A 19,681-nucleotide genomic window follows, 5' to 3' on the forward strand; every position below is an offset into this window, starting at 1 on the left:
AGACCGGCTACAGCAGATCGGTGAGCTTCGGGTCCACAAGCTGGAGCACGGCTGCCCTGGCATCGGCCGCGGTGTCGGCGTCGACAGCGTAGGCCGCCATCTGCTGGCAGGTGCCCCGGTCGTGCAACTTCAGCGCCGCACGCACCATGGGAACCTTCTTCGGGGCCATAGACAGCGAAGTCACGCCCAGGCCAGTGAGCACGAGCGCCATGAGCGGGTCGCCACCGGCCTCGCCGCAGACGCCCACGTGCTTGCCGGTGGCCTCACCGGCCTGGCAGGTCGACTTGATCAGCTGCAGCACCGCGGGCTGCCACGGTGAGAGCAGCTCCGACAGCGCGCCCTGCATGCGGTCGGCGGCCATCGTGTACTGGGACAGGTCGTTGGTGCCGATCGAGGCGAAATCAACGATGGAGAGGATCTTTCTCGCCGCAATGGCGGCGGCTGGCACCTCGACCATCACGCCGACCTTGGGCAGGCCGCGGGAGCGGACTTTCTCCGCAAACCACGACGCCTCTTCGGTGGTGGACACCATGGGTGCCATGACGCGTAGGTCGGCTACGCGGCCGGTCGCCTCAAAGGCGGCGGCCAGGGCGTCGAGCTGGGTGTCCAGCAGGTCCTCGCGGGCCTGGGACAGACGCAGGCCGCGCCGGCCCAGCGCGGGGTTTTCCTCCTCGCCGAGGTCGGCGAAGCTCAGCGGCTTGTCCGCACCAGCGTCCAGGGTGCGCACGACCACGCGGCGGGGGCCGAAGGCCTCCAGCACCTGGGTGTAGGTGTCCTGCTGTTCCTCAAGGCTCGGGGCGCTCTCGCGCTCGAGGAAGAGGAACTCAGTGCGGAACAGGCCGGTGCCCTCGACGTCTCCCGCAGCCGCGGCCACTCCGTCCTTGGCGGTGCCGATGTTGGCCAAGAGATTGACGGGGAAGCCGTCGGCGGTCGCGCCGGCGCCGACCGACTGCGCGAGGATAGCGCTGCGGTACTGCGCGCGCTGGCGCATGCCCGCGATTTCCTCGGTGGTGGGGTGGACGATGACCTCGCCCGCGCCGCCGTCGATGGCGAGGTCGGTTCCCTCCTCGATGTCCATTGCGCCCTCGGCCTTCACCACGGCCGGGATGCCGAGCTGGGCGGCGAGGATCGCCGTGTGGCTGGTCGGGCCGCCGGCGGCGGTGACGATGCCCACCACCAGGTTCGGGTCCAGCCCGACAGTCTCGGCGGGGGCGAGGTCGTTAGCGAGCAGGATCGCTGGGGTGTCCAGGAAGGGCACACCCGGAGTCGGCAGGCCGCGCAACACACAGATGGTGCGGTCGCGCACATCGTAAAGGTCAGTGACACGCTCGGCCATGTACCCGCCGAGGCTAGCCAGCATGGTGGCGTAATCCTCCACGGCGTCGTGGACGGCCTGGGTCACACCCGAGCCCTTCTTCAGCTTCTTGTCCACGGCCTTGGCCAGCGCGCGGTCGCTGGCCAGCTGGGCTGTGGCCTCGAGGATGTCGCGGCCCTTTTCACCGGAGCGCTCCGCCTGCTCGCGCAGCGACGCAGCGACCGACGCCATGGCGGCGCGGACGCGCTCGCCGTCGGCAGCCGGGTCGGTCGACGCCGGCTCGTGGGAGTCAACCCCCGGAGCGGGGAGGACCTTGACGGCGGCGGCGCTGGCGGTGCCGGAAGAGACGCCGATGCCACTGATGACGGTTCGCTGCTCAAACATGGTGTGTCCGATCTTTCGTCGTGAAGTAAAGCCCGGTGGTGTGACCTTTTTAGTCCTACTCTGCGTCGAGGTCGCGCTCGAGCATCGCGGCGAGCTCGTCGAGCGCGTCCGCGGCGGCGTCGTCCTCGCAGCTCAGGGTAACTACGTCGCCGTGCTTGGCGCCGAGGGTCATGACCTCGAGAATGGAGGCTGCGTCGGCTTCTTCGTCGTCGAGGGAGAGGACGATGTCGTAATCAAACTCGCCTGCGGCCTGGGTAAACAAGGAAGCCGGGCGGGCGTGGAGGCCGACGGAGGAGCCAATGGTTGCGGTGCGGGAAATCATGGTGGAGTCCTTTCGTTGGGAATGCATCTCAGGCTTATAAGCCATTGTGCCTTTATCGCTATGAGAACTGTGCGACTGCCCCTCACCTGCGGGGGTAACCGGGGCGGGCATGTCTGTGGCCGTGGCGTGCACGATCCGGGAGATGTGGAGGGTGAGGTAGGCAACCTCGTCCTCGGTCAGTCCGGCACCTAAGCGCAGCTCGATGACAGAGGCGATGCGCTGGGCACACTGGTAGGCCGCTGGGGAGGCCGTGCGGATCGCATCGCTGACGGGTGAGGCCTGCTCATCGAGCTGCTCGTGGTTAGCGATGCGCACGAACAGGTAGCGCAGGTGGGTGATGAAGCGCCCGACGTTGACTACGTCGGTTCCCAGGGCGATGGAAAAGTCGCTCTCGATGATGTCGATGAGTTGCTGGAGCACACCCGTCATCGTGTAGGTGAAGCTTAAATCGCCGGTGGAGAAACCGGCGTTGACCAAATGGAGCGTGAACGCGATCGCTTCGGTGCGCGGCAGCGGGTCGATGCCGCGTGCGCGAAGCGCATCGTTGATGTGGCCGAGCATGGCCTCCGCGTGGCGGAACTCGGTGCTGTAGAGCTGGCTGACCTCGGCCAGCAGCGGGTAGTCCACGCTGTGGCCGCGCGCTTCGCGGTTGATGGCGAAGCCGATGTGGTCGGCCAGCGCGATCGTCAGCGAGGTGTTGTGGGCCAGTGCGGCGGGCAGGTCCGTCGCGGCCAACGCGTCCGTGACAAGCGTGAGGTGAGCGAGCGGGATTTCAGAGAGCAACGTGGCGACATGGTCGGGGTCGCGGCCGTCAGCGGGGACGAAGACGCGCACGACCGAATCGGGGTCGATGCTTTGCCCCGGGCGGGCCTGAAAACCAATGCCGCGGCCGGTGACGATCTTCTCACCCGCAGCATCCTTGGCCAGGACCACGTTGTTGTTGAATACCCTCAGAATCTCCATAGCGGTAGCAACGCTCTCCTCGGTGGAAGGCCCGTTGGGGCCCTCCACGGGGAATGGTTAGGGCGTGACCTCAATGACGGTCTCGCCGGCGCCAACAACGCCCTGGGTGCGTGGCTCCACGTGTGCGAGCTTCGCGGTGTTGGTCACCGTCATCAGTGTCGTAGTGGGGTGGCCGGCGGCCCTGACTGCGTCGAAGTCGACCGTGGTGAGGGGATCGCCAGCGTTGACGCGCTGCTTCTTCTCCACATGGACGTCGAAGCCGTTGCCGTCCATCGTGACGGTGTCGATGCCGACGTGCACGAGCACCTCGACGCCGTCATCGGTCTTGATGCCGAAGGCGTGGCCGGTCTTGGCTACCGTCAGCAGCTTTCCGGAAACCGGGGCGACGATCGTGGACTCGGTCGGGATAATGCCCACGCCGGAACCAAGGGCGCCGGAGGCGAACACCTTGTCACCGGAGTTGTCCAGGCTGACCAGCTCGCCGGCGACCGGTGCCTGAACGAACACCGTTCCGGCAGGGGAGGTCGTCGGAGCAGTAGCGACGGGTGCGGCGGCAGGGGCGGCAGCAGGCGCAACGCGCGTGGCCGTGGCGACCGAGCTGGCAGGTGCACTGGCCGGGGCGGTGGCGGGGGCGTCGTCAAGCGTGGCGGCCTCTCGCGGCTCATCAGATTCAGCAGCCTCGGCGGCCTCAGCGGCCTCGCGCTCGGCGGCGGCCTCGGCCTTCTCCTCTGGCGTGCGGTAGTCGGTGAGAATGATCGCGAACATCGCGACGAAGAAGGCCACGGCGATGGAGATGATGTAGACCCACATCGGGTTAAACACAAATACGGTGAGCAGCGAGGTGAAGACGAATGCCTGGGTCTGCACGCCCTCGAACGGGGCAGAAAGGATGGCGATGGTCACGCCGCCGGCGAGACAGCCAGCCAGCAGACGCGGGTAAATCCGCTTGAAGCGCAGGTGGATACCGTAGAGCGAGGGCTCGGAAATACCACCGAACAGACCCGCGGCGAGAGCACCGGTCGCGGTCTGGCGCATCTGGTTGTCGCGGTCGCGGATGGACAGGGCGAGCACACCGGCGGTGGCGCCGAAGCAGGCGAAGTTCCACACACCCATTGGGCCCTGAATGAAGTCGTAGCCGAGGGTCTGGATGTTGACCAGCATGAGCGCGTTGAGCGGCCAGTGCAGGCCAAGCGGGACCAGGAATGGGTAAAGAAGCGGGATAGCGATGGCGAAAACGAACGGGGCGTTCGAGTTCATCCACGCCAGGCCGTCGCCGATTCCGTTACCGAGCCAGATGCCCAGCGGACCAATGAGGAACGCGGTCAGCGGGATCATGATCAGCATGGAGATGAACGGCACGAAGACCATCTGCACGTTCTGCGGGAAGATCTTCTTCAACCCGTGGTAGACCACCGCGAGCAGCGCAACCATGATCAGCGGGACGAAGACCTGCCCGCCGTAGTTGTTGAGCTGCATCGGCAGGCCGAAAATGGTGGTGCTGAAGAGTTCCTCGCCGAGCGTTTCATTGGTGCGGGAGACGGTCTCAGCGAAGCGCTCGGTGTCGGACAGGCTCATGAACTCGGGTGTCATCAGCGCGCCCATGACCGCCGCACCCAGCCACGGGTCAACGCGTAGCTTCTTCGCGGCGTTGTAAGCGACCATGATCGGCAGGAAGTAGAACACGCTGCGCCACATGGCGTCGACGAAGACCCAGGTGGCGGACTTGTCGTCGGCGCGGAAGTCAACGATGCCGAGTGCGTCGAGCACCGCGGCGATCGCGATGATCAGCGAGGCACCGAGCAGCACACCCAGGATGGGGCGGAAGGAGTCGGAGAGGTACTCGAAGAAGTTATCCAGCCAGGAGTAGCGGCCACGAGCGCGGGCGCGTGCCTCAGCCTTCACGTCGTCGTTGGAGCGAGCCGCAGAGCCCGACTTCTGCATCTCCGGCAGGTGGTTGATCGCGGTGTACATCGACTCCACGCCGCCGCCGCAGATCACCTGGTAGCGGTTGTCTCCCTGGTGTAGCGCGCCGAGGACACCGGGCACCTTCTCTAGCGCGGCCGTGTTGACCTTGGACGGATCGCGCAACTCGAGGCGCAGGCGGGTCGCACAGTGCGTGAGGGCGGAGATATTCTCCGCGCCGCCGAGATTCTCGACGATCGCCCTCGCGCTCGAGGCTTGTTTATCAGAACCCATCGTGGCTTTCCTTCAGACAGGCAGGGTTGCACACGCAAAAAGACCCGAGGCACCACAAATCGGCGTCCTCAGGCCTTGCCTCCGCGGAGTTACAACCCTGGGTGGATATCTACGCGTGTGACTGTACCCCGCTCCGGGCACGACCGGCAAGGATCATGTGGGCTTTCGGGGGTGGGGGTGCCTGCCCCCGTATCCGGTGAATCGGAACCGTCCGGAAACGCCAGGGCCGCGATGGCGGCGCACCCGGCGATGAGCACGAGTACCGAGGAACCTGCGTAGTTCTCCTGCGGCCACGGCGCGCGCGCCAGCCACAGGCCCATGGCGGTGATGGAGCCGCTGGCCAGTACCCACGAAGGGATCAAGGTGAGGCGGCGGATCGCCCACACAGCCAGGGCGGACGCGGCACCCGGTGCCAGCCCCACGGCAGCCGCGGTAAACAGGGGCGGGACCCAGGTAGCAGCGGCAGTGGTGGCAGCGGGGTGTGGGGCGCTGGCGAGACGGTGCCGGGAGACCCGCGGCCGGGGTCTAGACATGCGGGCCGCAGCAAGGCACGCGACGAGGCACGCGACGAGGGTGAGCAAGGACACCGCCGCGCCGACGGCCAGGCTCGCGCGGTAGGGCCGCTCACCGGCAAACGTCATGGTGAACTCGCCGCTGACTCCGGGTGGGACGCGGAAGGCTTGCATGCCGGCGTCGATAAGCTCGGGCTCGAGCTCGATCCCGCCGACGCTCGCGCGCAGGCCGTCGTTGAAGGCGCGGGTGGTGAGGATGAGCCGCTCGCTTGTCGACGCCACAACCTCTCCTTCCAAGGCCTCCCAGCGCGCAGCGGGCGCTATGGGTGCCACGGCGCGGGTGATCGTGAGCGTCTCGGCATCGGTGACAACTTCGTGCGCGCCGGCCTGTAGCTCCACGGTGTCCTCGACGTGCTGCCCGTCGACGGTGGCGGGGGCGCTGAGCCGCCACAGACCGGGGGAGTCGGTGGTGAAGCGGCGCTGTAGTACGTCCGTGGCGGGGAAGATGCGCTGGAAGAAGTAGGTATCGGCGCTGCCCGGGACGTCGACGATGCGCCGCGCCCCCGTCTCGAGCGCGGTAATGCCCACGCGTTCGGACAATGTGATGCGGACGGAATCGCCGGGCACGGTGAGGGTACGTGGTTCGCCCGCGACGAGGGTGAGCTCCCGGCTCGTGTCCCCGGAGGTGACGGTGACCGTGGTGTCGTCGGTCGCGGTGATGGCCACCTCGCCGCCGGTGACGCTGGCCTCGAGCCAGGCCTCGTCATCGCCTGGCGCGGGCCACCACGCGGTGGAGTCGAGGCCGTCGAAGGCGGCGGTAAGCGACTCGGACGCGCGTGCGCCCCCGAAGGAGGTCGCATCGGCGGCGGAGCTGGACGCGCGCGTGGTACCAACCTCGCGCACACCCACCGGTGTGCCGGCGGAGGGGTAGTCCTTGACACGGTTGCGCACGTCGGCACCCTCGCTGGCGTCGCGCAGGTGCGCGGAGACGGGCGAGGTCAGCGTGCCGTAGTTGCGCGCGGCCAGCGCCGGGGTGTCGGTGATGATCTCGGGGTCCTCGCTGGTCAGCCGCGCCGGGACGTAGCCCAGCTCGCGGTGCAGCAGCGCGAGCACCTCGCCGCCGCCGTCGACACGCAGCGGCTCGCCGGAGGTGATCATCATGTCGCGCGTCGACTCGAGCATGTGGATGTCTACCTCGCCGAAGCTCACCGTCGGCTCGCCCAGCTCCGGGGTATCAGGCTGGTCTTCGAGGTCGTGGCGCACGATGACCGCGCCCACGCCGATGGAGCGCAGCGCCTCGGTATCGACCACGCCGACCTGGCCGTCGAGGCCACGGATCGCCTCGGGGTTGACCAGGGGGATCGCGTCGCGCACCGCGAACCGCGCGCCCGTCACAGCCTGGATCGGCTCGTCGCGCGTCCAACCCCACGTCTGGCGCGCAAAGCTTGTCGACGGCACCACCAGCGTGCGCGTCCCCGCCGCGTTCTCGTCGAGCCAGGCCCCGGCTGCAACCCAGTCGGGCGACACGGACGTCCAGGTGCCCTCGGGCAGCAGGCGCAACGACCACGCCGGGGCGACGGCGATGACGGAGACGAGCACGACCCCCACCGCCGCGGGCGGGCGCACGCGGGCGAGTGCCCAGCCCACCCCCAGAACTACCGGCAGGCGCACGAGCGGGTCGAGTTTGTGGAGGTTGCGGAAGGGGGCGAGGGGGCCGTCGTAAAGCGAAAGTGCGAAGTGGGCGGTGCCGAGGACGGCGACACCGACGCACAACAGCGCCACGAGGTAGCCGCGCCACGGCATGTCGCGCCGGGCAAGACCCGCGAAACCGGCTGCCGCGACGGCCGTGGTGGCGAGGATGAACACGGGCTCGGCGACGAGCAGGAAGCCGGCGGCGCGCTCGGTGTCCACAAACGGCGACCAGCTGGTGGTGCCTCGCAGGATCTCTGCCGGGTTGAGCCAGAAGGTGGTGACGTAGGCCGATTCGATGAACTCGGTAAAAGGTGGGGAGTAGCGCCCGAGCACGAGCAGCGGGCCAATCCACCACGCGCTGAGCAGCACCGCGCCGAGAGACCACAGAGCTGCGCGCACGAACTCGCGGCGCCACAGGAGCAGCACTAACGCCGGCACGCAGGCGAGGATGGTAGCGGTGGCGTTGACCGCGCCCATCAGCGCGACGGACACGAGCGAGGCGGCGACGTTGGGCCTGTGCCGCAGCAGCGGGAGAAGCGTCCACGGCACGAGCGCGACCGGCCACGCCTCCGAGGAAATCGCGGTGAGGGTGGTGAGGATGCGCGGGCTGAGCGCGTAGAGGGCGGCGGCGGTGATGGCGGGTATACCCGCGGGGATGCCGCAGCGCCGCGCCAGCAGCAGCGTGCCGGAGAAGGCCAGGCCCATAAGCAACGTCCACCACAGGCGCTGGAGCACCCAGTCCGGCGCCGGCAGCAGGAAGAACGGGCCCTGAGGGAACAGGTAGCCGTAGGCCTGGTTCTGCAGCTGGCCCAGGGTGAACTGGTCGGTGTAGGCGTGTGTGGCCTGGCGCAGGAACTGCGCCGGAGCCTGGGTGAGATCGAACTTGGTGTCAGCGGCGACGCGGCCCGGTGGCTGCAGGAAAGCGAGCAGCGCCAGGATGGCCCACCCAACGACGTGGGCAGCGCGCCCGCCGGTTCGCGTCGCGGGCACTTACTGGCGTGAGCCGTACTCCGGGCCGCCGAGGACAGCCTGGTCCGCGGGCACGGCGTTGCCGGTGGGGACGGTGCTCTGGCCGGAGAACGACGCGATGCCGATCACCCCGGCCGCACCGAGCACGATGCCGACGACGATGCTGGCCAGCAGCGGCGAGTAAGCGCGCTGGGCAGGGGGCTGGGCGGCGTGCGGCGAAACGTGGGACATGGCCACGAGCTTAGCAGCGCCAATGGGCTGCGAGGCAGTACAGTGGTAGCGTTTTTCGGACGAGTTTTTCCGCAATTGCTGCTGCATCGGCGGCAGGGCCGACCACAAGGCCGACAACAAAAGGGGGAGGTGGCTGCCATGACCGTGGCAGTGGTCTCCCGTGTCGCCCTGGCCGTGGTGTGCGCCGGTGCGCTTGTGGCCGGCTGCGCGCAGGGCGGGGCCGAGAACGCGGCCGAGAACGCGGCCACCCCGGCTTCGCAGGCAGAGTCTGTGGCGGAGCCCGCGCCCGCTCCCAGCGAGGCCGAGCTGCGCGTCCCGGCAGACCTGCGCGCCCGGGTTGCCTCGCTCATGGTTGTCGGGGTGGCCAACTACGACCAGGCGCGCGCGGCCCTTGACCAGGGCGTTGGCGGGCTGATCATTCCAAGCTGGGCGGATCCGAACTTGTTGACGGAGCAGGGGCGCAACATCAATGCCTTGCGCGCCGAGTACCAGCACCCGTTTTCCGTGGCGGTCGACTTTGAGGGCGGCCGCGTGCAGCGCCACACGCAGGTGTTCGGCGCGTGGATGACGCCGCGCGCTCTCGCGGGCCAGCCGCCCGAGGTCATCCAGGGCGCCGGGTACGACATCGGCCGCTCCTTGCGCGCCCACGGCGTCAACGTTGACTACGCGCCGCTGCTCGACCTCAACCTCGCCAACCTGCCGATCGTCGGCGACCGCTCGTTCGGCACCGACCCCGCCGAGGTGCAGCGAGTCGCGGGCCTGTTCGCGCAGGGGCTTATCGACGCCGGCGTGACCCCCACCTTCAAACACTTCCCCGGCCACGGCCGGGCCTCGGGTGACACCCACCACGTGCTGGCCGTGACCCCTCCGTTGGCGGAGCTCGAGGCGGTAGACCTAGTGCCGTTTGCCGGGACCCTGCGCCAGTTCCCGCGCGCGAGCGTGATGATGGGCCACGTCATCGTGCCAGGCCTCGGCGTCGAAGGCGTGCCGAGTTCACTCAACCCGGCGGCCTACAGTCTGCTGCGCGGCGGCGACTACCCCGGTGGGGCGCCCTTTGACGGAGTTGTCGTCACCGACGACTTGTCCGGCATGCGCGGCATCCTGGACTATCAACCCACCCCGGAGGCGGTCAAGAGTGCGATCGCCGCCGGTGCTGACCAGGCGCTTTGGTCCTCCGGTACCGACGTGGCCTACATCATCGACCTCGTCACCGCAGCCGTGGAGAGCGGGGAGATCCCCGCCGAGCGCATCGACGCCGCCGCGGTGCGCACGCAGCAGCAGCTTCTCGACGTCAACCTGTAGAAACCGCCCGCGTCTATCCCAGCACTTTTGTGGGTTGTGTGCGCGTCATCTACTACCCTGAAGCGCGTGACTACGGTAAAAGCAACCTCGCGCCACGGCCGCGGCGGCAGCCGGGCTGGCAAGATCATCCTCGGGATGGTCGTCGGTATCTTCGCCGTCCTTCTTGCCATCTACGTGGCTGATCTCGCCATGAACCGCGGCAACGTGCCCCGCGGCACCACCGTCGGCGGCGTAGCGATCGGCGGCATGGCCCCGCAGGAGGCCACGGCGAAGCTGCGCAACGAGCTTGGCGGCACCGCAGCAAAGCCGGTGACGGTGCACGCGGCGCAGGAAACGGCACGTCTTATCCCCGCCGAGGCGGGGCTGGGCATTGACTGGGAGGCGACCGTCGAGGCGGCAGGCGTCGAGTCCGCGAACCCGATCACTCGTCTGGGCAACCTCTTCACCAGCCGCGAAGTTGACGCCGTGCCCACCGTGGACGACGCGCAGCTGAGCCCGCAGCTCGACCGGCTGCGCGCCGAGCTGCACCGCGACCCCCTTGACGGCGCGATCGCCATCGAGGGCGCGGAGCCTGTCGTGACCGATCCGGTCCCGGGCCAGGAGGTGGAGCGGGCAACGCTCAAGGATGCGCTCACCCGCGGCTGGCTGAACCCCGATGGGGTGGAGGTCGAGCCGACGCCGGTGGAGCCGGCCGTCAATGACGCCGCGATCAAGGCCGCGCTCGACGGGCCGGTGCGCTCAGCGCTTGCCGGGCCGCTCACCGTGCACGGCCGTGACGGCGTGGATGGTGTCATTGCCAAGGATCAAATCGGCGAGATCGTCCAGTTCCCCACGGTTGACGGCGCCATCGTGCCCGAGATTAACCGCGACCGCGTCGGCGAGATCGTCGGCGAGCAGCTCGCGCCCACCGTGACCGAGATGCGCAACGCCCGGGTCCTGCCCGGCGGCGGTGTCGAACCCAGCGTCGACGGCACCGTGGTGGATTGGGACGTCACCCTGGAGGGCTTTGACCAGCGCCTCCTCGGCGATGGGGAGCGCGAGTGGGAGGCCGCCTACAAGGCGGTTCCGGCCGACTTCACTACGGAGCAAGCTCAGAACGCCACCTTCGACGAGGTCGTTGGCAGCTTCACCACCGGCGGATTCAGCTCCGCGTCGGGCACCAACATCCGGCTGGTGGCCAGTGAGGTAAACGGAGCGATCGTCAACCCCGGTGAGACATTCTCCCTCAACGGCTACACCGGCCCCCGCGGTACGGCGCAGGGCTACGTCGAGTCCGGCATCATCCTCGAGGGCCGCGCGGATAGGGCCGTCGGTGGCGGCATCTCCCAGTTCGCCACCACGCTCTACAATGCCGCGTACTTCGCGGGTATGACCGATGTCGCGCACACCCCGCACTCCTACTACATCTCCCGTTACCCGGCCGGCCGCGAGGCAACCGTCTACGAAGGTGCGATCGACCTGCAGTTCCGCAACGATTCGCCCTACCCGGTCAAAATTGTCACCAACGCCGGCTCCGACAGTGTCAGTGTCAGCCTCATGGGCGTCAAGACCGTCAACGTCGAGTCCATCAACGGCGGTCGTTGGGCCGCGACCCAGCCGCAGCCGCGCACCGTTTCCGGCGCGAGCTGTGCGCCGTCGGGAGGTGCCCCGGGATTCACCACGTCGGACACCCGAGTCATCACGGATCTGGCCGGCAATGTGCTCTCCCGCGAGACCCAGACCACGGTGTATGACCCGCAGCCGATCATTCGCTGCAGTTAGTTGAGTGGAGTTTCCCAATAGTAGGCTTTGACCTATGGAAAATTGGGAACCGGTCCTCGGCGCGGGACCTCTGCTCGGCATCGCGGCCGGCGCAATCGCGCTTATTTTGCTCATGGTCATCGCGTTTCGGGTACACGCTTTCGTCGCGCTGATCGTGGTTTCCATCCTCACGGCACTGGCCGCGGGCATCCCCGTCTCCGGAGTCGTGCCGACCCTGCTGGAGGGCTTCTCCGGAACGCTCGGTTCCGTGGCTCTTCTCGTGGGACTCGGCGCCATGATCGGCCGGCTCGTCGAGGCGTCCGGCGGGGCGCAGACGCTTGCCGACGCCCTCGTGCGCCGCTTCGGCGAAAAGAACGCGCCCTTCGCGCTCGGACTCGCCTCCCTGATCATGGGCTTCCCCATCTTCTTCGACGCCGGCCTGATCGTCATGTTGCCGGTCATCTTCGCCGTTGCGCGCCGCCTCGACGGGCCCCTTCTGGCTTACGGCATCCCCGCCGCCGGCGCGTTTTCCGTCATGCACGTCTTCGTGCCCCCGCACCCGGGACCGGTTGCCGCGTCCGAGTTCTTCGGCGCCGACTTGGGCCTCGTCCTCCTGCTTGGACTCGTTGTCGCCCTGCCCACCTGGTACATCTCCGGCTACCGCTGGGGGCTGTTCTTGGGTAAGAAGTACGACTTCCGCGTCACGGACATCCTCCTTGGCACGCACGAGGACGGCCACATCACCACCAAGCCGGCGAGCCCGGCGACCGTGCTCGGAGTCCTGCTCATCCCGATGCTGCTCATCTTTGGCAACACCGGGATGAACGCGCTGGCAAGCGCTGGTGTCGTCGATAAGGAATCCTTCGGCGTGCAGCTGCTCACCTTCCTCGGCCAGACCCCCATCGCCCTGTTGATCACCACCCTCATCGCCGCCGTCGCGGTCGGCGTCAACTTGGGCGTGCCCCGCTCCGAAGTGGAGCGCCGCATGGAGTCCGCCCTCGGCCCCGTCGCCTCCGTCATCCTTATCACCGGCGCCGGCGGCATGTTCGGCGGTGTGCTGCGCACCTCCGGTATCGGTGACGCTCTAGCCGATTCCATGTCGGATCTTGGTGTGCCCGTCATCCTTGCCTGCTACCTCGTCGCCGCCGTGCTGCGCGTGGCCCAGGGGTCCGCCACCGTGGCGTTGACCACCGCTGCAGCGCTTATGGTGCCCGCCGTCGAGGCCAGCGGCTTCAGCGAGCTGCAGCTCGCGCTGGTCGTGCTCGCCACCGCTGCCGGCTCCGTCTTCGGCTCGCTCGTCAACGACTCCGGCTTCTGGCTCGTCGGCCGTCTCATGGGTATGGACGTGGCTACGACGCTGAAGACGTGGACGATCAACCAGCTGCTCATCTCGCTCATCGGCTTTGCGGTGGTGTTGGTCATCTACGGGGTCACCATCCTCTAGCCACGCTCGTTACGCGTTACCTATTCCGTGGACCGCACCCCTCGTGGGGTGCGGTTTTCTCGTGTCCCACCCCACAATACTGACCTAGACCAAGCTGTCTAGTATAGTCGTCTTCGGGATCACGAAGTCCGACGATTACAGCCTCCCGGCTTGTCGGCTGGCAACCGCGCTCATCGCGCACGGTGCCCCCGGGAGAAGATCCGCCGGCGAGCGACCGCGCGCCGGAAGTGCGATTCATTTAAGGAGCAGCCATGTCCCTCGACATGTCGTCTTTTCTGTCCGCTGACCACCCCAACGACTGGACTCCCGCCACATTCAACAACCTCGACGTGGTGACCCTGACTTTCTCCGCTGGAGGAGAATCCATCGTGCGGGAGTTCGCTTCCCCGCTGGCCGCGATCTCGCTCGCGCGCGAGATTGGCTTCAGTTTCGAATTCTCCCCGTCACGCAACGCGGTGCGCACCGAGGCCGGTGACGTCATCCTCTTACCGACGCTGGACAAGCCCCGTGTCCGTGTGGAGCCGAGCGAATGCACCCTCGTGGCCCCGGGACACAAGCCACACTGGGGCCCGGCGTTGCGGGCGGCGAACGGCCCGGACCCCTGGGTGCCCGTCGTCCTGCTCAACGTCGAGGGAACCAAGGTGACTCTCGGCACCCCTGACGGGGAGTTAGTTGTCTACAACCACGGGGGGCAGTGGATGGAGGAGCGGCTCGAATACAACGCGACGTGGGGCATGCTGCGTGGGCCGTGGGACGGCTCGGGTCGAAGCACCGCCTTCTGGGTCTCCCGCACCCCCATCACGCCCTGCACTGCCTAGCCCGAGGAAAGGGCCATGAGCGCCAACCCGGCCACGACCGCATTGTTGGCCGCGTGGATGGCCAGCGTCGCCCACAAGCTGGAGAACCACAGCCTGGCGTACGTCAGCGAGATGCTCAGGAAGATGATGTAGAGCATCGTTTCTGGAACGACGTGGACGGCGGTGAACGCCAGGGTGAGTACTACGGCGGCCAGCCACAGCGGCATCCGGGTCGCAAGCCAGTCGAGGAGCACGCGCCGGAACACGATCTCCTCGAACAGCGGCACGAGCACGACTATGCACAGCGCTACTGCGATGCCCGCCGGAACGCCGAGTGCGAAGGCGCCCGGGATGCTCGGCTCGGTCGCCTCCATTCCCAGCCGCGGCCCGAGGATGGACGCGCAGACGGCCCCGCTGATAATCGTGAGCGGGATCCACCACACCAGGTGCCAGAGGGAATGAGCCGGACGGACGAACCCGAGTTCGCGCCAGCCCCACTGGCCGCGGTGCATCAGGCCGGCCCGCAGCACTGCGGCGCTGGCCACAGCACCCCCGAGCAAAACACCGAAGGGCACTAGGGCGCTTCTGCTCACCCCGATCTGGTCGGCGAGGTAGACCATTGCTACGCCAGTGATGGCAGCACCGACGAGGCTGAGGACGAACAGTGCAATCGCCCAGATCAGGTGACGCGTGCTGGGGGCGGGGTGCAGGCCCGGGTATGTACGGGTCGTGGACACGGGGGGCTCCTTTAGGAAAGCATTGGCAAGCAGGGTCGTAAGGCGCGCTTGGATCTTAAACGTGTGTACTAGACAAAACTCGAAGCTTGACTTTAGCGGCCGTTGTGCTGCTGGGAAGTAGGCCCTATACCTGGCAGTTGGTGCAATCAACTTACGGTGAGGAATGCTGGCTAATCGGCATCTAGCAGCCGCTGAGTTTCTTCCATTTCCGGATCTTGGTACGAAACGTGGTGAAGGGTGCGACGGTGTTGATGTGCACCCACTTCCACACCGGCCATGCGGAAGGGGTCGACGACGCCCACGCGCGTTGGCCTTGCTCGAAGAGTTCAACCTCCGTCAGCCCATTGACCCACTGGACTACGTCCGCGAGAAGGGTGTTGAATTGCGTGCACAACTCGTTGGCAGAAGCCTGATCACAGTGTTGGTAGAACTGCTCGTACAAGTCACCAAGCTGATTCCACTTAAAACCAGCAGCCGGGGTCTGTACTTCTTTTCCTGCTTGTTCGTCCCGCTCCCACCCCAGAAGAAGCTTCATCCAGCCAAGTTGGTAGGCGATCATTTGGCGGGGCGTTCGGTCGACCCCATCAACTATCTGATCCCACGTATCGTGGGGGATGTCATCGAACTCGCCGATAAAGAGTGAGCCTCGTTTGGTGATCTCCGCAGCTAGTTGAGCTCCAGACTCATACGATCGCATTGCGCACTCCCTTCCTTTGGTAGCTAGCCAAGCTGCGGACCGTGCCTCCAATCGCGGTGTGGGTACAGCGCTCAAACGCTACCCGCCAGCGGGGGAGGTGTGCTCGCCAACGCGAAGCAACAAGTGGAGCCGGCGACGAGAATCGAACTCGCACTCTCAGCTTGGGAAGCTGATGTTCTACCACTAAACTACGCCGGCAATGCACGCGAGCTTATCACCCCGGCCCGGCTGAGCGGAAAAGGCCCTCCCGCTAGACTTGGCACCGTGCTTCTTTCAGATCATGACATCCGCGACGCGCTCGCTTCTCGACGCCTCACGATCGACCCGTTCGATCCGAACCTGATCCAGCCCTCGTCTGTGGACGTGCGCATGGACCGCTACTTTCGGGTCTTCAACAACTCGAAGTACACCCACATCGACCCGAAGGAAGAGATGCCGGACCTGACCACCTTGGTCGAGGTCCCAGAGGGCGAGGCCTTCGTGCTGCACCCAGGCGAGTTCGTCCTCGGCTCGACGCTGGAGAAGTTCTCCCTGCCCGCTGATCTCGCCGGGCGCCTCGAGGGCAAGAGCTCGCTCGGCCGCTTGGGCCTTTTGACCCACTCGACCGCGGGTTTTATCGACCCGGGTTTCTCCGGCCACATCACCCTCGAGTTGTCGAACGTGGCGAACCTGCCCATCACCCTGTGGCCGGGCATGAAGGTCGGCCAGCTAGCGCTGTTCACCATGTCCTCGCCGGCGGAGGTGCCGTACGGTTCGGGCGCGCTCGGCTCGAAATACCAGGACCAGCGCGGACCCACCGCGTCGAAGGCATACCTGAACTTCCAGTAGCAGCGGGGTTCCGCTTCCCGCGCAAACGTGCGCGCTCCGTGCCATGATGGGGCGCATGCGAATGACGGTTATCGGCACGGGGTATCTCGGCGCGACGCACGCTGCGTGCATGGCCGAGCTCGGCCACGAGGTCCTCGGTGTAGACGTGGACGACAACAAGATTTCCCGGCTGACCAATGGCGAGGTTCCCTTCTACGAGCCGGGCCTGCCGGAGGTCCTCGACCGCAACATCGACGCTGGCCGGCTGGACTTCACCACCGATTACGCCCGGGCCGCGGAGTTCGCCACCGTGCACTTCATCGGGGTGGGTACCCCGCAGCAGCGCGGTTCTTACGCTGCGGACACCCGCTTTGTGGAGGCCGTCATTGATGATTTGGTCCCGCTTCTCGAAGGCGATCACCTAATCCTGGGCAAGTCGACGGTGCCGGTGGGCACTGCGGCTGCGCTGCAGGAGCGGGCGGACAAACTAGCGCGTCTCGGAGCATCGGTGGAGATTGCGTGGAACCCGGAGTTTCTCCGCGAAGGCTACGCCGTCAAAGACACGATCGAACCGGACCGCATTGTCCTGGGCACACGCGCTGGCGAGTCGCGCGCGGAGGCCATCGCGCGCGAGGTGTACGCGACGCCGCTGTCGTCCGGCACGCCGTTTGTGGTGACGGATCTGCAGACCGCCGAGCTGGTGAAGGTTTCGGCGAACGCGTTTCTGGCCACGAAGATCTCGTTCATCAACGCTGTCAGCGAGGTCTGCGAGCTCGTCGGCGCCGACGTGACCCAGCTGGCGGACGCGATTGGTTACGACGACCGCATCGGGCGGAAGTTTCTGGGAGCGGGCCTCGGTTTCGGCGGCGGGTGCCTGCCCAAGGATATTCGGGCGTTCATGGCGCGCGCAGGTGAGCTGGGTGCTGACCAGGCGCTGACGTTTTTGCGCGAGGTCGATGCGATCAACATGCGTCGGCGCCAGCGGGTGATTGACCTGGCGCGCGAGGAGCTCGGTTCGCTCATCGGGCGGCGTGTGACGGTGCTGGGTGCGGCGTTCAAGCCGAACTCCGACGACGTGCGCGATTCGCCGGCGCTGGCGGTGGCGGGGCAGCTGTCGCTGGCGGGCGCGGATGTGCGCGTGTTCGACCCGGAGGCAATGGAGAATGCTCGCCGGGTGTTCCCGACGCTTGATTACGCGGAGTCGCTGGATGACGCACTAGCGGATGCGGAGCTGGTCATCTTGGCCACCGAGTGGCAGGAGTTCTGGGACATGGATCCGGTCGCGGTGGCGCAGCTCGTTTCGGGGCAATTGCTTATCGACGGCCGCAACGTCCTCGACCACAGCGCCTGGCGCGCTGCGGGGTGGACGGTCCGCGCGCTCGGGCGGGGCGTGTAGGGCGCCGTTCCGGTTCTCCGCTTCGGGGCCTCCCCGTTCCGGTTAAGAACAGAAGGCTGAAGTACGCAGAAGTGCCTATACTGACGAGTGCGAGTGCCGACCTGCTCACACCTCTTTCGTGAGCAGGCACTTTAACACTGTCGAAGCGATGTAGCTGCGGCACTGTGCCGGATTCAAGGGCCGGATTCAGAGGAGGATTGTGATGAAGAACGTACTCGTTTGTTTCCTCTTGGGAGGTGCATCCTTCTCACTCACAGCATGCGGAAACGCTGTTTACACAGATATTTCGGGGCAGGTTGGATTCTCGCTTAGCGATTCCGGTGGCGTCGTCATTGAAGTGGAATCGTGTGGTGTCGAACTCGACGGAGTGCAATTGGCCGGCCCGAACATCGATGGTGAGAACCATAAGTACGCAGTCTTTACAGCCCAAGACCCTGTGTCCGGGTACTTTAGCGTCGATATCTCTCGTCCAGATTCGAACTGGCAAGCAGAGGCGCCGGTTGAAGTGCCAGAGAACGTTGATGAACTTCTGATTGCGAATGCTTCCACTTCGCGTAGGGATGCTCAGCCGTATCAAGTAGATGCGACGCTAGCGGACATCCGAGAGCTCAAGCCCGGTGAGATCATTACGGGTTCTTCGGACAGCTCTTCAGGCAAGAAGTCAGGAAAGATTGTGTCGCAGGAAGAATTCTCCCGTTGCGATTGACCCTGTTGTAACTGACACGGTTTCGAAACGGACCGGTAGATGCCAACCCGTTGTGAGTCGCCAGTCGTGGCTTTCGCCACTAACGGCTCATAACGGGTTGGCAGAAGTCCCTCTGTTCTTGGACTCAAGGGGCGCACGGCCCCTGGGCAGACGCGACCTAGTTCTGGTGGTAGTCGCTGAGGAAGTTGCCCAGGCGCTCGATGGCGTTCTCCAACTGGGACGCCCACGGCAGGGTGACCACGCGGAAGTGGTCCGGGGTGGGGTAGTTGAAGCCGGTGCCCTGAACCATGAGGATCTTCTCGGCCTTGAGCAGGTCGAGCATGAACCGCTCATCGTCGTGGATGTTGTACATCTCCGTGTCGATCTTCGGGAAGCAGTACAGCGCACCCTTCGGCTCCACCACAGAGACGCCGGGGATCTCGCGCAGCTTCTTCACCGCGATGTCGCGCTGCTTGGTCAGGCGCCCGTTTGCCGAGGTCAGCTCGTAGATGGACTGGCGGCCACCGAGAGCGACCTGGATCGCGTGCTGGCCCGGGACGTTGGAACACAGGCGGGTGCCTGCGAGCAGGTCGAGGCCCTCGATGAAGCCCTTAGCCAGGCGACGCGGACCGGTGATGACCATCCAGCCGGAGCGGTAACCGGCGACGCGGTACGCCTTGGACAGACCGTTGAAGGTCACGGTGACCAGGTCGGGGCCGACCTCCGCCATGGAGATGTGCTGCGCGTCGTCGTAAAGCACGCGGTCGTAGATCTCGTCGGAGAAAACGATCAGCTCGTTCTCGCGGGCGATCGCCGCGATGCCCTCGAGAGTCTCGCGGGAGTAGACGGCACCGGTCGGGTTGTTCGGGTTGATCACCACGATGGCTTTGGTCTTCGGGGTGACCTTGGAACGGATGTCCTCAAGCGAGGGGTTCCAACCGTCCTCCTCGTCGCAAAGGTAGTGCACCGGGGTACCGCCGGCCAGCGTGGAGGCCGCGGTCCAGAGCGGGTAGTCGGGGGAGGGCACGAGGATCTCGTCGCCGTCGTTAAGCAATGCCTGGGTGCACATGCTGATGAGCTCCGAGACACCGTTGCCCAAGTACACATCTTCGATGTCGAAGTGGGGGAAGTCCTCAATCATTTCGTAGCGCGTCACGATCGCGCGGCGCGCCGAGATGATGCCTTTCGACGTCGAGTAACCCTGCGAGGTGGGCAGGGCAGCGATCATGTCGCGCATGATCACGTCGGGTGCGTCGAAGCCGAAGATGGCGGGGTTGCCCGTGTTGAGCTTGAGGATGGTGTGGCCATCGCGCTCCATCTCCTCGGCGGTGGTGCTCACCGGCCCGCGAATGTCGTAGAAGACGTTTTTTAGCTTGTCGGCTTGGTCGAAGTAGCGGCGCTTGCGCGACGACTTCTTCGGCTTTGCTGTGGTCTCGGCGGAGTTCTTCGTGGCGGTATCCGCGGAGGCTGCATCCTTCTTTTTGCTCATAGG

The 19,681-nt window shown here is 66.1% G+C and carries 15 protein-coding genes, 1 tRNA gene, 1 pseudogene and 1 riboswitch; of the genes and pseudogenes, 7 read left to right on the top strand and 10 right to left on the bottom strand.

What is annotated here, in order from left to right; genetic code table 11:
• Positions 1-7: 7 nt before the first annotated feature.
• From ptsP to VVR41_RS03265, 6 genes and pseudogenes are all read right to left on the bottom strand, one after another.
• The gene (gene ptsP, locus VVR41_RS03240) at positions 8-1,699 is read right to left on the bottom strand and encodes a phosphoenolpyruvate--protein phosphotransferase (RefSeq protein WP_368523572.1); all 1,692 of its coding nucleotides are present in this window, start codon (positions 1,697-1,699) and stop codon (positions 8-10) included.
• A 55-nt stretch (positions 1,700-1,754) separates the two neighbouring features.
• Positions 1,755-2,021: an HPr family phosphocarrier protein gene (locus tag VVR41_RS03245; protein ID WP_321102600.1), complete on the bottom strand. Its 267-nt coding sequence runs from the start codon at positions 2,019-2,021 to the stop codon at positions 1,755-1,757.
• A gap of 147 nt (positions 2,022-2,168) precedes the next feature.
• Positions 2,169-2,984: pseudogene (locus VVR41_RS03250) on the bottom strand (PRD domain-containing protein); the annotation flags it as partial.
• A gap of 57 nt (positions 2,985-3,041) precedes the next feature.
• Positions 3,042-5,180, bottom strand: coding sequence for a glucose PTS transporter subunit IIA (locus VVR41_RS03255; protein WP_368523573.1), 2,139 nt, complete (start codon positions 5,178-5,180; stop codon positions 3,042-3,044).
• 89 nt (positions 5,181-5,269) lie between these two features.
• Entirely contained in the window at positions 5,270-8,374 is a 3,105-nt protein-coding gene (locus VVR41_RS03260; protein ID WP_368523574.1) for an alpha-(1->3)-arabinofuranosyltransferase family protein, read from the bottom strand.
• Entirely contained in the window at positions 8,375-8,584 is a 210-nt protein-coding gene (locus VVR41_RS03265) for a DUF2613 domain-containing protein (RefSeq protein ID WP_368523575.1), read from the bottom strand.
• A 138-nt stretch (positions 8,585-8,722) separates the two neighbouring features.
• On the opposite strand from VVR41_RS03265, the gene VVR41_RS03270 reads away from it, so the two are divergent.
• The 4 genes from VVR41_RS03270 to VVR41_RS03285 all read left to right on the top strand — a co-directional run bounded on the left by VVR41_RS03270 (position 8,723) and on the right by VVR41_RS03285 (position 13,888).
• A complete protein-coding gene (locus VVR41_RS03270; protein ID WP_368523576.1) occupies positions 8,723-9,886 on the top strand; it encodes a glycoside hydrolase family 3 N-terminal domain-containing protein in 1,164 nt (387 codons plus the stop codon).
• A gap of 135 nt (positions 9,887-10,021) precedes the next feature.
• Positions 10,022-11,647, top strand: a complete 1,626-nt coding sequence (locus tag VVR41_RS03275; protein WP_368523627.1) for a VanW family protein — start codon at positions 10,022-10,024, stop codon at positions 11,645-11,647.
• A gap of 34 nt (positions 11,648-11,681) precedes the next feature.
• Positions 11,682-13,070 (top strand): GntP family permease, encoded by a 1,389-nt coding sequence (locus VVR41_RS03280; RefSeq protein WP_368523577.1) that lies wholly within the window; start codon positions 11,682-11,684, stop codon positions 13,068-13,070.
• Positions 13,071-13,187: 117 nt separating this feature from the next.
• Positions 13,188-13,306, top strand: a riboswitch (SAM riboswitch).
• Positions 13,307-13,321: 15 nt separating this feature from the next.
• Positions 13,322-13,888, top strand: a complete 567-nt coding sequence (locus VVR41_RS03285) for a hypothetical protein (protein WP_368523578.1) — start codon at positions 13,322-13,324, stop codon at positions 13,886-13,888.
• On the opposite strand, the gene VVR41_RS03290 is transcribed toward VVR41_RS03285, so the two are convergent.
• The 3 genes from VVR41_RS03290 to VVR41_RS03300 form a co-directional block, all read right to left on the bottom strand.
• On the bottom strand, positions 13,885-14,604 hold the full coding sequence (locus VVR41_RS03290) for a lysostaphin resistance A-like protein (RefSeq protein WP_368523579.1): 720 nt from the start codon (positions 14,602-14,604) through the stop codon (positions 13,885-13,887). The genes VVR41_RS03285 and VVR41_RS03290 overlap by 4 nt on opposite strands.
• A gap of 181 nt (positions 14,605-14,785) precedes the next feature.
• Positions 14,786-15,301 carry a ClbS/DfsB family four-helix bundle protein gene (locus tag VVR41_RS03295; RefSeq protein ID WP_368523580.1) on the bottom strand — a complete coding sequence of 172 codons (516 nt, stop codon included), beginning with the start codon at positions 15,299-15,301 and terminating at the stop codon, positions 14,786-14,788.
• A gap of 124 nt (positions 15,302-15,425) precedes the next feature.
• Positions 15,426-15,499, bottom strand: a tRNA-Gly gene (locus tag VVR41_RS03300).
• Positions 15,500-15,565: 66 nt separating this feature from the next.
• Between VVR41_RS03300 and dcd the strand changes: the two genes are divergently transcribed.
• From dcd to VVR41_RS03315, 3 genes are all read left to right on the top strand, one after another.
• Entirely contained in the window at positions 15,566-16,129 is a 564-nt protein-coding gene (dcd, locus tag VVR41_RS03305) for a dCTP deaminase (protein ID WP_321102472.1), read from the top strand.
• A gap of 55 nt (positions 16,130-16,184) precedes the next feature.
• Positions 16,185-17,504 (top strand): UDP-glucose/GDP-mannose dehydrogenase family protein, encoded by a 1,320-nt coding sequence (locus VVR41_RS03310; RefSeq protein ID WP_368523581.1) that lies wholly within the window; start codon positions 16,185-16,187, stop codon positions 17,502-17,504.
• A gap of 202 nt (positions 17,505-17,706) precedes the next feature.
• Positions 17,707-18,210, top strand: coding sequence for a hypothetical protein (locus VVR41_RS03315; protein ID WP_368523582.1), 504 nt, complete (start codon positions 17,707-17,709; stop codon positions 18,208-18,210).
• 157 nt (positions 18,211-18,367) lie between these two features.
• Here the strand turns inward: VVR41_RS03315 and VVR41_RS03320 are convergent, their stop codons facing one another.
• Positions 18,368-19,678, bottom strand: coding sequence for a pyridoxal phosphate-dependent aminotransferase (locus VVR41_RS03320; protein ID WP_368523583.1), 1,311 nt, complete (start codon positions 19,676-19,678; stop codon positions 18,368-18,370).
• Positions 19,679-19,681 lie beyond the last annotated feature (3 nt).

The sequence above is a fragment of the Corynebacterium sp. LK2510 genome (assembly GCF_040946405.1).
Classification (GTDB): Bacteria; Actinomycetota; Actinomycetes; order Mycobacteriales; family Mycobacteriaceae; genus Corynebacterium.